Source organism: Streptomyces sp. NPDC053673, assembly GCF_055585225.1.
Genome location: NZ_JBVJKN010000065.1, coordinates 1 through 16,308 on the forward strand (window position 1 = coordinate 1; position 16,308 = coordinate 16,308).

Below are 16,308 nucleotides of genomic sequence, written 5' to 3' on the forward strand. Positions count from 1 at the left end.
CCTCATCCAGCGCCTTGGCGAACACCGGATACGCCTCGTACAACTCACGGCCCATCCCCAGCCGCTGACTCCCCTGCCCCGTGAACAGGAACGCCAGCTTCCCGCCGACCGAGGACGAGCCCTCGATCAGCCCGGCGGCTCCGCGTCCCTCGGCGAGTGCCGTCAGGGCGGCCCGGAAGCCGTCGCGGTCCGAGGCCACGACCGTCGCACGATGCTCGAAGAGGGCGCGGGTGGTCACCAGGGAGTGGCCGATGTCGGCGAGGCTCGTCCCCGGGTGGGCCTCCAGGTGGGACAGCAGCCGCTCGCCCTGGGCGCGCAGGGCGTCCGCGGTCCGGGCGGAGAGGTGCCACGGGAGGGCCGGCGGAGCCGGCTCCGGCCGGTTGCCGGGGGCGGTGCCTGCGTCGGTGTCGGGGGCCTGCTCGATGATGGCGTGCGCGTTGGTGCCGCTCATGCCGAACGAGGACACACCGGCCCGGCGCGGGCGGCCCGTCTCCGGCCACTCCACCGCCTCCGTCAGCAGCGAGACCGCCCCCGCAGACCAGTCCACGTGCGGCGACGGCGCGTCGACGTGCAGGGTCTGCGGGAGCACTCCGTGCCGCATCGCCATGACCATCTTGATGATGCCCGCGACACCGGCGGCGGCCTGGGTGTGGCCGAAGTTGGACTTGATGGAGCCGAGCCACAGCGGAGTGTCCTCGGGGCGGTCCTGACCGTAGGTGGCGAGGAGCGCCTGGGCCTCGATCGGGTCACCGAGGGTGGTGCCGGTGCCATGCGCCTCGACGGCGTCGACGTCGGCGGTGGCCAGGCCCGCGTTGGCGAGCGCCTGGCGGATCACCCGCTGCTGCGAGGGGCCGTTCGGAGCCGTGAGACCGTTGCTGGCGCCGTCCTGGTTGACGGCGGAGCCCCGTACGACGGCGAGCACCTGGTGACCGTTGCGCCGGGCGTCCGACAGGCGCTCGACGAGCAGCATGCCGACGCCCTCGCCCCACGCCGTACCGTCGGCCGCGGCGGCGAACGGCTTGCATCGGCCGTCGGCGGCCAGGCCCCGCTGGCGGCTGAACTCGGTGAAGACATCGGGGGTGGTGATGATGGTGACTCCGCCCGCCAGCGCGAGCGAGCATTCGCCATTGCGCAGGGCTTGAGCCGCGAGGTGCAGGGCGACCAGCGACGACGAGCACGCGGTGTCGACGGTGACCGCCGGGCCCTCGAAGCCGAAGGTGTACGAGACGCGGCCGGAGGCGATGCTGCTGGAGCCGCCGGTGCCGAGGTAGCCCTCGACACCCTCGGGGACGGTGTTCAGCCGGGACACGTAGTCGTTGTGCATCTGGCCGACGAACACGCCGACCTGCTTTCCGCGCAGGCCCGTCGGGTCGATACCGGCCCGCTCGAACGCCTCCCAGGAGGTCTCCAGGAGCAGCCGCTGCTGCGGGTCCATGGCGAGGGCCTCACGCGGGTTGATCCCGAAGAATGCGGGGTCGAAGTGGTGGGCGTCGTAGAAGAAGCCGCCCTCCCTGGCGTACGACGTGCCGGGGCTGTCGGGGTCGGGGTCGTACAGCGCCTCTGTGTCCCAGCCGCGGTCCTCGGGCAGGTGGGCGATGCCGTCCCGGCCCTCGGCAAGCAGCTTCCAGAGGTCCTCGGGGCTGCGGACGTCGCCGGGGAAGCGGCAGCTCATGGCGACGATCGCGATGGGGTCGTCGGCCTCGGCGGCGGTGGCGGTGTGCCGCGGCGCCGCGGCGGCGGCCTCCGAGCCCAGGAGTTCGTCCTTGAGGTAGGCGGCGAGCGCCACGGGCGTGGGGTAGTCGAAGACGAGTGTGGCGGGCAGCCGGATGCCGGCGGTCGCACCGAGGCGGTTGCGGAACTCCACGGCCGTCAGCGAGTCGAAGCCGAGATCCTTGAAGGCGCGCGTGGGTTCGACGGCGTCCGGGGTGGCGTGGCCGAGTACGGCGGCGACCTGGTCGCGCACGAGGCCGAGCAGGAGCGGGTCGCGCTCGCTGACGGGGAGTCGTACGAGCCGCTCCACCAGTGGTGTTCCGGCACCGGCCGCAGTGGCCTCGACGGCTCGGCGGGCGGGGGCGCGGACCAGGCCGCGCAGCAGGGCGGGGACCATGCTCGCGTCGGCCCGGCGCAGCGGCGCCAGATCGAGCTGCATGGGCACCAGCAGGGCGTCGCCGGTGCGGTGCGCGGTGTCGAGCAGCGCCAGGCCGTCTTCGGAGGAGAGGCCGACGACGCCGGAGCGCGTCATCCGGTCCTTGTCGGCGGTGTCGAGTTCACCCGTCATGCCGCTGGCCTCGGCCCACAGGCCCCAGGCCAGGGAGGTGGCGGCGAGGCCGTGGGCCTGCCGGTGGCGGGCGAGGGCGTCCAGGAAGACGTTCGCGGCCGCGTAGTTGGCCTGTCCGGCGCCGCCGAAGGTGCCGGCTGCGGAGGAGAACAGCACGAAGTCGGCGAGGTCGAGGTGGCGGGTCAGCTCGTGCAGGTTGAGGGCCGCGCCGGCCTTGGGCCGCAGGACCTTGTCGAGGCGCTCGGGCGTGAGGGCGTCGACCACGCCGTCGTCGAGGACGCCGGCGGTGTGCACGACGGCGGTGAGCGGGTGCTCGGCCGGTACGGACTCCAGCAGTGCGGCGAGCGCGTCACGGTCGGCGACGTCGCAGGCGGCGACGGTGACGTCGGCGCCCAGCTCCCGCAGCTCGGCGGCGAGTTCGGCGGCTCCGGCGGCGGCCTCGCCGCGGCGGCTGGTCAGCAGCAGGTGGCGCGCACCGCGTGTGGTGACTGCGTGGCGGGCGACGAGGGCACCGAGGGTGCCGGTGCCGCCGGTGATGAGGACGGTGCCCTCGGGGTTCCAGTCGGTGGGCAGGGTGAGCACGATCTTGCCGACGTGGCGTGCCTGGCTGAGGTAGCGGAACGCCTCGGGAGCCTGCCGCAGGTCCCAGGCGGAGACCGGAACCGGACGCAGTGCGCCCGCGTGGAAGAGGGCGAGCAGTTCGGTCAGCATCTCCTGGATGCGGTCCAGGCCTGCCTCGGTCAGGTCGAACGCCTGGTAGCTCACGCCGGGGTGGGCGGCGGCGACGTCGTCGGGCGAGCGGACATCGGTCTTGCCCATCTCGACGAAGCGTCCGCCACGCGGCAGGAGCCGCAGTGAGGCGTCCACGAACTCCCGGGCGAGGGAGTCGAGGACGACGTCGACGCCGCGTCCCTGGGTGGCCGTGCGGAAGGTGTCCTCGAAGTCGAGGGTGCGCGAGGAAGCGATCCGGTCGTCGGTCAGGCCGAGTTGGCGCAGGGTGTCCCACTTGGCGGGGCTGGCCGTCGCGTAGACGTCGACGCCCCAGTGGCGGGCGAGCTGGACGGCGGCCATGCCGACACCGCCGGCGGCGGCGTGCACGAGGAGCGACTCTCCGCCGCGCAGGCCGGCGAGGTCGTTCAGCGCGTAGTACGCCGTCATGAAGACGATCGGTACGGACGCGGCCTCGGCGAAGGTCCAGCCCTCGGGCATGGGGGCGATCATGCGGCGGTCGACGACGGTGAGCGGGCCGAACGCGCCGGGCAGCATGCCCATGACGCGGTCGCCGGGTGCGAGGTCGGTGACGCCGGGGCCGGTCTCCAGGACGATGCCCGCGCCTTCGCTGCCCATGAGGCCCGGGTCTCCGGGGTACATGCCCAGGGCGTTGAGGACATCGCGGAAGTTGAGGCCGGCGGCCCGGACCGCGACGCGGACCTGGCCGGGTTCCAGGGGGGCCTCGGACTCCGGGCTGGGGACGAGGGTGAGGTTGTCGAGGGTGCCCTTGTCCTCGATGTCCATGCGCCAGGCGGACTCGCCCGGGGGCGGGGTCAGCGGGGTGGCTGCGGGGATCCGGGCCAGCCGGGGGGCGTGGACGGTGCCACGGCGGATCGCGAGCTGCGGCTCGCCGGTGGCCAGTGCAGCGGCGAGGGCGCCCGCGGAGGCGGCGTCGGAATCGATGTCGACGAGGACGAATCGGTCGGGGTTCTCGGACTGGGCGGTGCGCACGAGGCCCCACACGGGCGCATGGGTCAGGTCGGCGAGGCCCCAGTCGCTCTGGGTGGCGATGGCGCCTCGGGTGACGAATACCAGGCGGGAGGTGGCGAACCGGTCGTCGGCGAGCCAGGCCTTGACCAGGTCGAGTGCCTCGTGTGTGGCGGTGTGTACGGAGCCGGCGAGGGCACCGAGGTCGGTGGCCGTGCCGGGCGTGTGGTGGACGAGGACGTACTCGGGTGCCGGGGCGGCGGCGTCGAGGGTCGCGGCGAGGGCGTCGAGGCCGGTGTGGGCGGTGAGTTCGAGGCCGGGCAGGGCGGTGTCGTCCGAGCCGATGAAGGCCCACCGGCCGGTGACGCCGGGCCGGTTCGCGGGCAGCGGCACGGTGGCCCAGTCGACCCGGAACAGCGACTCGTGGTGTGCGGAACGCGCGCTGCCGAGCTGGTCGGCGGAGACGGGCCGCAGCATCAGACTGTCGACGGCGGCGACGGGGGCGCCCGTGGTGTCGGCGATCTGCAGGGCGAGCGTGTCCTGGCCGTCCGGGCTGAGGCGTACGCGCAGCGCGGAGGCGCCGACGGCGTGCAGGGACACACCGCGCCAGGAGAAGGGCAGTCGCCCCTGCCGATCGCCGTCCGGGGACGGCTGCACGAAGGTGCCGTGCAGGGCGGCGTCCAGCAGCGCCGGGTGGAGGCCGAACCGGGTGGCCTCGGACTGCCGGTCGTCGGGCAGGGCCACCTCGGCGTAGACGTCGTCGTCGAGCAGCCAGGCGGCGCGCAGCCCCTGGAAGAGGGGCCCGTAGGCGAATCCGCCCTGGCCGAGGTGCTCGTACAGGCCGTCCACGCCGACGGCTTCGGCGCCCGCCGGGGGCCAGGCGGTGAGGTCGAAGCCGGGGGCCGGGGCCCCGGTGGCGAGAACGCCGCCGGCGTGCCGGGTCCACGGCTCGTCGGCGGGGGCGTCCTGGTGGCTGGAGTACAGGTCCAGAGTGCGACGGCCCGCCGCGTCGGGGGCACCCACCACGATCTGGAGACGGACGACCGTGTCGGGGGCGAGTATCAGCGGCGCTTCGAGGGTGAGTTCTTCGAGAAGGTCGCAGCCGGCCTGGTCACCCGCGCGGATGGCGAGTTCGACGAAGGCCGTGCCCGGCAGCAGGACGGAGCCCATGACGGCGTGGTCGGCGAGCCACGGGTGGGTGTCGAGTGAGAGGCGGCCGGTGAACAGGAAGCCTTCGCCGTCGGCGAGGGCGACGGCGGCGCCGAGGAGCGGGTGGTGGGCGGCGCCCAGGCCCGCCGACTCCACGTCGCCGACGTAACCGGCGGGGGCCTCCAGCCAGAACCGTTCGCGCTGGAAGGCGTAGGTGGGCAGCTCGGTGCGGCGGGCGCCGGTTCCGCTGAAGTACGCGGCCCAGTCCAGCGGCACGCCAAGGGTGTGGGCGGCGCCGATCGCTGTGGCCAGTGCCCTGGCCTCGCCGCGGTCGCGGCGCAGGGCCGGGATGAAGACGGCCGTGTCCGCGGAGTCGGTGAGGCAGTCGCGGCCGAGGGCGGACAGCACGCCCTGCGGGCCCAGTTCGAGGTAGGTGGTGACGTGTTCGGCTTCCAGGGTGCGGATGCCGTCGAGGAAGCGGACCGCTTCGCGGACATGGGCGACCCAGTGGTCGGCGGTGCGCAGCTCGTCGCCGGCCAGCCGTCCGGTGAGGTGGGTGACGACCGGGATGGTGGCCCGGTGGTACGTCAGGGATTCCGCGACCTCGCGGAAGTCGTCGAGCATGCCGTCCATGAGCGGGGAGTGGAAGGCGTGGCTGACGGTGAGCTGCTTGGTGCGCCGGCCGCGCCGGTCGAACTCGGCGGCGATCTCGAGGGCGAGGGACTCCTCGCCCGAGATGACGACGGCGGAGGCGGAGTTGACGGCGGCGATGCCGATCCGGTCCTCGTGGCCCGCCAGCAGCGGCAGCACCTCGTCCTCGGTGGCCGTCAAGGCGATCATGGCTCCGCCCTCGGGCAGCCGCTGCATGAGGCGGCCCCGGGCGGCCACCAGCCGGGCCGCGTCGGGCAGCGTGAGGACACCCGCGGCGTGCGCGGCGGTGATCTCGCCGATGGAGTGCCCGGCGACGAAGTCCGGGCGGATGCCCCAGGACTCGACGAGCCGGTACAGCGCGGTCTCCAGTGCGAACAGGGCGGGTTGTGTGAACCCGGTCCGGTCGAGTGTGTCGCCGTCGGCCGCGAACAGCACGTCCTTCAGGGGCTGTTCGAGATGCGGGTCCAGCTCGGCGCAGACCGCGTCCAGTGCCCGGGCGAAGGCCGGGTACGTGTCGTACAGCTCACGGCCCGTGCCGGAGCGCTGGCTGCCCTGTCCGGTGAACAGGACGGCCGTCTTGCCGTCGGCGACGGTGTGCTGCACCACCTTTGCGGTGTCGTGGCCCTCGGCAAGTGCGGTCAGTCCGGCCATGAGCCGGTCGCGGTCGTGTGCGACCACGACGGCCCGACGGTCCAGTGCCGTACGGGTGGTGGCGAGGGAGAGCGCCAGGTCGGCGTGGGCGGCCTCGGGACGCTCGTCGAGATGGGCGATGAGCCGGGCGGCCTGGGCGCGCAGCGCGGTGGGGGTTCTACCGGAGAGCGTGAAGGGCAGGGGGATGTCCGCCGGGAGGGCCGGGGCGGTGTCGGTCTCGGCCGGTTCGTCGGCGGGCGGCTGTTCGATGATGACGTGCGCGTTGGTGCCACTGACGCCGAAGGAGGAGATGCCCGCCCGGCGCGGACGGCCGGTCTCGGGCCACTCGGCGGCCTCGTTCAGCAGGGACACTGCTCCTGCGGACCAGTCGATGTGCGGGGACGGCTCGCCGATGTGCAGCGACTGGGGCAGGACGCCGTGGCGCATGGCGAGGACCATCTTGATGATGCCCGCGGCGCCGGCGGCGGCCTGGGTGTGGCCGATGTTGGACTTGATCGAGCCGAGCCGCAGGGGTCGGTCCTCGGGGCGGTCCTGGCCGTAGGTGGCGAGCAGGGCCTGCGCCTCGATCGGGTCGCCGAGGGTGGTGCCGGTGCCATGCGCCTCGACGGCGTCGACGTCGGCGGCCGACAGGCCCGCGCTCGCGAGGGCGGCGCGGATGACCCGCTGCTGGGAGGGGCCGTTGGGGGCGGTGAGACCGTTGCTGGCGCCGTCCTGGTTGACGGCGGAGCCCCTGACCACGGCGAGGATCCGATGGCCGTTGCGGCGGGCGTCGGAGAGGCGCTCGACGAGGATCATGCCCGCGCCCTCGGCCCAGCCGGTGCCGTCGGCTTCGGCGGAGAAGGACTTGCAGCGGCCGTTGGTGGCCAGGCCGCGCTGGCGGCTGAAGTCGATGAAGGTGTCGGGGGTGGACATGACGGTGACACCGCCGGCCAGGGCCATGTCGCACTCGCCGTTGCGCAGCGCCTGCACCGCGAGGTGCAGGGCGACCAGCGACGACGAGCAGGCCGTGTCGACGGTGACGGCGGGGCCTTCGAGACCGAAGGTGTACGAGACACGGCCCGAGGCGACACTGCCCGCCGTGCCGGTGCCGAGGTAGCCCTCCAGGCCCTCGGGCACGGCCGGCAGCCGGGTGAGGTAGTCGTGATACATGACACCGGCGAACACGCCGGTGCGGCTGCCGCGTACGGACGTGGGGTCGATCCCGGCCCGCTCGAACGCCTCCCAGGAGGTCTCCAGCAGGAGCCGCTGGTGCGGGTCCATGGCGAGGGCCTCGCGCGGGTTGATGCCGAAGAAGTCGGGGTCGAACTCGGCGGCGTCGTGCAGGAATCCGCCCTCGCGGGTGTAGCTGGTGCCCGCCCGTCCGGGGTCGGAGTCGTACAGCGCGTCGAGGTTCCAGCCCCGGTCGGTGGGGAACGGGGAGATCGCGTCGACGGAGCCGGCGACGAGCTGCCACAGCTCCTCGGGGGTGGTGACGCCGCCCGGGTAGCGGCAGCTCATGCCGACGATGGCGATCGGTTCGTCGTCGTTGGCCTTGACGACCGCGCCGGGTGCGGCAGATGCGGAGTCGGCGTCGTCGCCGAGCAGTTCGGTGCGCAGGAAGGCGGCGAGGGCGTTCGGGGTCGGGTAGTCGAAGACAAGGGTGGCGGGCAGCCGGACGCCGGTGGCGGAGCCGAGGCGGTTGCGCAGTTCGACGGCGGTCAGCGAGTCGAAACCGAGCTCCTTGAAGGCACGGCCCGGGTCGACGGCCTCGGGGCCGGGGTAGCCGAGGACGGCGGCCACCTGGACACGTACGGTGTCCAGCAGCAGCCGGTCGCGTTCGGCGCCGGTCAGCGGCAGCAGCCGCTCGGTGAACCCGCCGGCCGGGGTGGCGTCGAGGGTCTCGGCGGCCCGCCGGGCGGGGGTGCGGACCAGGCCGCGCAGCAGGGCGGGGACCATGCTCGCGTCGGCCCGGCGCAGGGATGCCAGGTCCAGGTGCATGGGGACGGCAGTGGCGTCGCCGACGGCGCGAGCGGTGTCCAGCAGCGCCAGGCCCTCCTCGGAGGAGAGCGCGGCGACTCCGGCGCGGGAGATCCGCTCCAGGTCGGCGTCGGCGAGGTCGCCGGTCATGCCGCTGCGTTCGGCCCACAGGCCCCAGGCGAGGGCACTGGCGGGCAGTCCTTCGGCGCGGCGGCGGTGAGCGAGCGCGTCGAGGAAGGCGTTGGCGGCGGCGTAGTTGGCCTGTCCGGGGCCGCCGAGGGTGCCGGCTGCGGCGGAGAACAGGACGAATGCGGCCAGGTCGCTGTCTCGGGTCAGCTCGTGCAGGTGCACGGCCGCGTCGACCTTGGCGGGCAGGACGCGGTCGATGCGCTCGGGCGTGAGCGCTTCGAGGATGCCGTCGTCGAGGACGCCCGCCGTGTGCACGACGGCGGTCAGCGGGTGGTCGGCCGGTACGGACTCCAGCAGTGCGGCGAGCGCGTCACGGTCGGCGGCGTCGCAGGCGGCCAGGGTCACCTCGGCGCCCAGCTCACGCAGGTCGGCGAGGAGTTCGGCGGCTCCGGCGGCGGCCTCGCCGCGGCGGCTGGTCAGCAGCAGGTGACGTATGCCGTGCTCGGCGACCAGGTGTCGGGCCACCAGGCCGCCGAGAGTGCCGGTGGCGCCGGTGACCAGGGCCGTGCCGTCCGGGTTGAGGTCGGGCGCCTCCTGGCCGGGTGCGGCGACGATGCGGGCGAGCCGGGGCACGACGACCTTGCCCTCGTGCAGGGCGAGTTGCGGTTCGGCCGTGGCGAGCGCGGCGGGCAGGGCACGCAGGGACTCCTCGCGTCCGTCCAGGTCGAGCAGGACGAAACGGTCGGGGTGCTCGGACTGCGCGGAGCGCAGCAGGCCCCATAGCGGGGCGTGGGCGAGGTCGGCGATGTCGGCGCCCGCCGTGGTGGCGACGGCGTCGCGGGTGACGAACACCAGCCGGGAGCCGGCGAAGCGGTCGTCGGCCAGCCAGGACTGGGCGAGTTCGAGAGCGCGGTGCAGCGCGTCGCGTACGGTTCCGGGCAGCGCCGCGTCGACCGGGGTCGCGGCCGGGTCGCCGAAGGGCACAACAACGGCCTGCGGGACCGGGCCGCCGGCCTCCAGGGCGGCACCGAGCGCGGCGAGGTCGGCATGGACGGCGGCCGTGGGCAGCGCGGTGGTGAACTCCGTACCGGGCGCGCCCAGCAGCGCCCACTGGCCCGCGGCGACAGTGGTGGCGGCCGAGGTCGGCACACCGGTCCACTCCACGCGGAACAGCGACTCGTGGAAGGCGGTACGCGCGGCATGCACCTGGTCCGGGGTGACGGGCCGCAGCAGCAGCGCGTCGACGGAGGCGACGGGCGCGCCCGTCTCGTCGGCGAGGGTCACCGAGACGGTGTCGTTGCCCGCGGGCGCGAGCCGTACGCGCAGGGCCCGGGCGCCTACGGCCTGGAGCGCGACACCGCTCCAGGAGAACGGCAGCCTGCCGTGATCGGTCTCTTCGAGGAGCGAGCCGATGCCGACGGCGTGCAGCGCTGCGTCCAGCAGCGCGGGATGCAGGCCGAACAAGGCGGCCTCGGCGTGCGCCTGCTGCGGCAGGCGGACCTCGGCAAAGACCTCGTCGCCGCGCTGCCAGGCGCCCTTGAGGCCCTGGAAGACCGGACCGTAGGCGAATCCGGACTCGGTGAGGTAGTCGTACAAGCCCTCGATGTCGACCTCGGTGGCGCCCTTCGGCGGCCAGCTGGTGAGGTCGGCGAGGGGCGCACGGGTGCCCTGGGCACCCGTGGTGGCCAGGAAGCCGGTGGCGTGCCGGGTCCAGGCGCCCTCGCCCCAGGTGTCGTCGGCGGCGTCCTCGGCCCGGGAGTACAGGGTCAGTGACCGGCGCCCCTGGGCGTCGGGGGCGCCGACGGCGAGCTGGATCTGCAGTCCGCCGTGCGGAGGCAGCACCAGCGGCGCCTCCAGGGTGAGTTCGTCCAGCAGGTCGCAGCCGGTGTGGTCGCCGGCCTGGAGGGCCAGTTCGACGAAGGCGGTGCCGGGCAGCAGCACGGTGTCCATCACCGTGTGGTCGGCGAGCCACGGGTGCGTGGCCAGGGAGAGCCGGCCGGTGAAGAGGTAGCCGTCGCCGTCGGCGAGGGCGATGGCCGCGCCGAGCAGCGGGTGGTCGGCGGAGCCGATTCCGGCTGCGGTGACGTCGCCCGCCCAGGCGGTGGGCTGCTCGGGCCAGTACAGCTCGCGCTGGAAGGCGTACGTGGGCAGGTCGAGACGGGTGGCACCGCGCCCGGCGAAGACGGCGGACCAGTCGACGGCGACGCCGTGGACGTGAGCCTGCGCGACGGCTGTCGCGAACGCCGTCGCCTCGGGGCGGTCGGCGCGCAGCAGGGTTACGAAGACGACGTCCGGGCTTGTGACGCACTCCTGCGCGAGGGCGGTGAGGACTCCCCCGGGGCCCACTTCGACGAAGGTGGTGACGCCCTGCTCGGCGAGGCGGCGCACCCCGTCGAAGAATCGGACGGCCTCGCGGACGTGACGGACCCAGTAGTCGGCGGCGCAGATCTCCTCCGCGGTGACGGAGGCGCCGGTCAGGTTGGAGACGATCGGGATGACGGGCGGGGCGTAGTCGACGGACTCGGCGACCTCACGGAACGCGTCGAGCATGCCGTCCATCAGCGGGGAGTGGAAGGCATGGCTGACCTTCAGCCGCTTGGTCCTGCGGCCCCGGGCGCACAGCGTCTCGGCAAGCGCCGTGGCGGCCTCCTCGTCGCCGGAGACGACGACGGAGCTCGGGCCGTTGACGGCGGCGATGCTCACCCGGTCGGTGAGCAGCGGTGTCACCTCGTCCTCGGTGGCCTCGACGGCGATCATCGCGCCGCCGACGGGCAGCGCCTGCATCAGCCGGCCGCGGGCGGCGACCAGCTTGGCCGCGTCCGGGAGGGTGAGCACTCCGGAGATGTGGGCAGCGGCCATTTCACCGATGGAGTGGCCGATGAGGAAGTCCGGTGCCAGGCCCCACTGTTCGAGCTGCCGGCACAGGGCGACCTCGACGGCGAACAGCGCGGTCTGAGTGTAGGCGGTCTCGTCCAGAAGGGCGGCCTCGGGTGAGCCCTCGGCGGCGAACAGCACATCGAACAGGGGTCGTTCGAGGTGCTGGTCGAGTTCGTCGCGGACCGTTTCGAGGGCGTGGGCGAAGCCGGGATGGGTCTCGTACAGCTCACGGCCCATGCCCAGGCGCTGGCTGCCCTGGCCGGTGAAGAGGAAGGCGGTCTTGCCCTCGCCCGCCACGCCCAGAACCGCGCCGGCCGGCTGCTCGCCGTGCGTGGGCGCGGCGAGGTCGGCGAGGTCTGCGAGGTCGGCCAGCAGGCTCTCGCGGTCGGCGCTGAAGAGTACGGCCCTGCGGTCGAGCGAGGAGCGGCCGGTGGCGAGCGAGAAGCCGAGGTCGGTCAGGCTCGCGGAGTCCGTGGCGAGTTCGGGGTGGGCGTGCAGATGGGCGGCGAGCCGCTCGGCCTGGGCGCGCAGGGCGGGCTCGCTCTGGCCCGACACCAGCAGCGGCACCGGGCCGGTGGCGCCCTCGGCTGCCCCGGCGGCGGGGGTCGTGTCGCCGGCGGCCGGCTCATGGGGCTCGTCGGCGGGCGGAGCCTGCTCGATGACGGTGTGGGCGTTGGTGCCGCTGACGCCGAAGGAGGAGATGCCGGCGCGGCGCGGCTGGCCGGTCTCCGGCCATGGCACGGCCTCGGTCAGCAGCTTGACGTCACCGGCCGTCCAGTCGACGTTGGTGGACGGCTGGTCGATGTGGAGCGACTCGGGCAGGACTCCGTGGTGGATCGCCAGCACCATTTTGATGATGCCGGCGACACCGGCGGCGGCCTGGGTATGGCCGATGTTCGATTTGATCGAGCCCAGCCACAGCGGGCGGCCGTCCGGCCGGTTCTGGCCGTAGGTGGCGAGGATGGCCTGCGCCTCGATCGGGTCGCCGAGTGTCGTGCCCGTGCCGTGCGCCTCGACGACGTCGACCTGCGCCGGGGTGAGTCCGGCGTTGGTCAACGCCTGCCGGATGACGCGCTGTTGGGACGGCCCGTTGGGGGCGGTCAGACCGTTGCTCGCACCGTCCTGGTTGATCGCGGAGCCGCGAACGACAGCGAGGACGGGGTGGCCGTTGCGGCGGGCGTCGGAGAGCCGCTCGACGAGCAGCATGCCCACGCCCTCGCCCCAGCCGGTGCCGTCGGCGCCGTCCGCGAACGGCTTGCAGCGGCCGTCGGGGGCGAGTCCGCGCTGCCGGCTGAACTGGACGAACGCACGCGGGCTCGACATGACGGTGACACCGCCCGCAAGGGCCAGCGAGCACTCGTCGTTGCGCAGCGCCTGCACCGCCAGGTGCAGGGCGACGAGCGAGGCCGAGCAGGCCGTGTCGACGGTGACCGCCGGGCCCTCCAGGCCGAAGGTGTAGGAGATCCGCCCGGACACGACGCTGGCGGCGTTTCCCGTCAGGAGATAACCCTCGACACCCTTGGGTACTTCGCGCAACAGCTCGGGATAGTCCTGGCCGTTGGTACCGATGAAGACACCGGCCTTGCTGCCGCGCAGGGTCGCCGGATCTATTCCGGCCCTTTCGAAGGTCTCCCAGGACGTTTCGAGGAGCAGGCGCTGCTGCGGGTCCATGCCGAGGGTTTCACGGGGGCTGATCCCGAAGAACGCGGCGTCGAATTGCCCGGCGCCGTCGAGGAATCCACCCTCGCGGGTGTAACTGGTGCCCTGTTGGTCGGGATCGGCGTCGTACAGCGACTCGATGTCCCAGCCGCGGTCGGTGGGGAAGTCGGTGATCGCGTCCCGGCCCTGGGCGACCAGGTCCCACAGGCCCTCCGGCGACTCGATTCCGCCGGGGAACCTGCAGCTCATGCCGACGATCGCGATCGGCTCCGGCTCCTGGGCCTCGACCTCGCGAAGCCGCTGCCGCGTCTGATGCAGATCGGCCGTAACCCGCTTCAGATAGCCGAGGATCTTGTCCTGATCTGCCATTGGAACCTCATCCATGCTTCTCGTCACAAACCCTTGCGCCTGCTACTGCCTGCTGTCCGCCTGCTAAATACCGAGCTCTTTGTCGATGAAGTCGAAGAGCTCGTCCGGCGTGGCCTCCTGGAGTTTCTCGGTGACGGCCTCGCCATGGGAATCGGTGCGCGGTTCACCCCACTTCGCCAGCAGAGCCTGCAGACGCAGCGCGATGTCGGTACGCGTTTCGGTGGTTTCTGTGTCCGGGTCGAGAACGGACAGCGCGGACTCCAGCCTTTCGAGTTCCGCAATGCCGGGGGCCGCTCCTGAGCTGCTGTCCTGGACGATCTCTCCGCGCAGGAAGTCGGCCAGGGCCGTCGGGGTCGGGTGGTCGAAGACGAGGGTCGCCGGGAGCCGCAGTCCGGTGGCGGCATTGAGCCGGTTGCGCAGCTCCAGCGCGATCAGGGAGTCGAAGCCGAGCTCCTTGAAGGCGCGTCCCGCACCCACCTCGTCGGTTGTCGGGTGACCGAGCGCGGTGGCCGCATTCGAGCGCACCAGTTCCAGGACGGCCAGGGCCTGTTCGGCCTGCGGCATGACGGCGAGGCGTCGCCGCAGCGCCTCCGCCGGTGAGTGCTCACCGCCCGGCTCGCCGCCCGCCGGAGCGGATTCGGCGAGCTGCCGCACCTCGGGCAGGTCGGCAAGGAACGGGCTCGGCCGTACGGCGGTGTAGCCGGGCGCGAACCGCTCCCACTGGATGTCGGCGACGGTCACGCCCGCCTCGGCGTGGTCGAGTGCCTGCTGGAGCGCGCGGATCGCGGAGCGGGGCGCCATGGCGGGCACGCCGCCCCGGTCGAGCCGTTCCCCGATGGCGCCGCCCGCGGCGAGCCCGCTGTCGCCCCAGCGCCCCCAGGCCACGGAGGTCGCGGTCAGGCCGTCGGCGTGCCGCTGGTCGGCAAGGGCGTCCAAGTAGGCGTTGGCCGCAGCATAGTTGCCCTGCCCCGCGTCGCCGAGCGTGCCGGCGACACCGGAGAAGAGGACGAACGCGGACAGGTCCAGGCCGCGGGTCAGCTCGTGGAGGGCGAGCGCCGCGTCCGCCTTGGGAGCGAGCACGGTCGCGAACCGTTCGGGGGTCAGCGCGTCGATGACGCCGTCGTCGAGTACACCGGCGGTGTGTATGACGGCGGTCAGGGGCTGGTCGGCGGGGATGTTCCCGATGAGCGTGGTTACGGCGTCGCGGTCGCCGACATCGCAGGCGGCGATGGTGACCTGGGTTCCGAGCGCGGTCAGTTCGTCACGCAGCTCCACCGCGCCGGGCGCGTCGATGCCCCGGCGGCTGGTGAGCAGCAGGTGCTCGGCACCGTTCTCGGCGAGCCAGCGGGCGACATACGCACCGAGGGCACCCGTGCCGCCGGTGACCAGCGTCGTCCCCTGCGGCTTCCAGGCACGCCCGGCGGGCGCGTCGGCGAGGGGGGCGTGGGCCAGTCGCCGGCCGAACAGGCCGGAGGCGCGCAGCGCCACCTGGTCCTCTGCACCATCACCGGCCAGGACGCCCGCGAGCCTCTCGAGCGTACGGTCGTCGGCATGCTGCGGCAGGTCGAGCAGGCCGCCCCAGCGGTCGGGGTACTCCAGCGCGGCGGTCCGGCCGAAGCCCCAGATCAGCGCCTGAGAGGGGTCCTCCAGCCGCTCGGAGAGTGCCACGGAGACAGCTCCCCGCGTGACGCACCACAGGGGCGCGGTCACGTCGGCGTCGCCGAGGGCCTGGACGAGCGCGACGGTGGTACGCAGCCCGGTGTGCTCGCGCGGCGCGCTGCTTTCGCCGCCGAGGGCGAGGAGGGAGAGCACGCCGACGGGTGTGCCCTCGTCCGTCTCGGCCTGCAGAGTCGCGGCGAGCCGGTCGCGGTCGGCGGCGGCGGAGACGTGCACGGTACGGACATCCGCACCGCGTTCGGTGAGCGTACGCAGGACAGCACCAGCCCACTCACCGGCGGGGCCGGTCAGGGCCTCCGGGACGATGACGAGCCAGGTGCCCGACAGGCGGGCGGTCGCGGCCTCGGCCAGCGGCTTCCAGGTGACGCGGTAGCGCCAGCCGTCCACGGTGGACTGCTCACGGCTCTGCCGGCGCCACGAGGAGAGGACTGGCAGCAGCGCGGTCAGCGGCTGGTCGCCCTCGATGTCGAGTTCCGCGGTGAGTGCTTCGAGGTCTTCGCGTTCGACGGCTTCCCAGAAGCGGGCGTCGATCGCGTTCTCCGCCGGGGCAAGGGCGGCCTCGACCGGAGCAGGCTCCGGCCAGAACCGCTGCGACTGGAAGGCGTAGGTGGGCAGATCCACCCGCTGCGCTCCCGTACCGGCGAACACCGCGTCCCAGTCCACCTGCACACCACGGACATACGCCTCACCCAAGGAAAGCCAGAAACGCTCCAGACCACCCTCGTTACGGCGCAGCGACCCGAGCACGGCCGCCTCACGGCCCGCATCCTCCACCGTCTCCTGCACACCAACGGTCAGCACAGGATGCGGGCTGGACTCGACGAAAACACCGAACCCCTGCTCCAGCAGAGTGCGGGTCGCCTGCTCCAACTCCACCGTCTGCCGCAGATTACGGAACCAGTACCCGCCATCCAACTCCGGACCCTGCACCCACTCCCCCGTCACCGTGGACAGGAACGGGATGTCCGCCGCCTGTGGGGTGATCGGAGCCAGCAGCCCGGCCAGCTCCTCCCGCAGCAACTCCACCTGCGCCGAATGCGACGCATAATCCACCGCAATCCGCTTCGCGCGAACGCCATCGGCCTCACACGACGCGAGAAGCTCATCAAGGGCTGCGATCTCGCCCGAAACCACCACGGAGGAAGGCCCGTTGACGGCAGCGACGGAGATCCGTTCCTCACCCCACGCAGCGATCCGCTCCCGCACCTCCTTCG

General features: G+C 73.1%; 2 protein-coding genes. Both read right to left on the reverse strand.

The features are described from left to right. Positions 1-13,417 (reverse strand): SDR family NAD(P)-dependent oxidoreductase (locus tag ACZ6ZQ_RS37920; protein WP_469773095.1); only part of this gene is annotated, 13,417 nt, incomplete at its 3' end. Between the two features lie 63 nt (positions 13,418-13,480). Continuing rightward, a partial coding sequence (locus tag ACZ6ZQ_RS37925) for an SDR family NAD(P)-dependent oxidoreductase (protein WP_469773096.1) occupies positions 13,481-16,308 on the reverse strand: 2,828 nt, incomplete at its 5' end.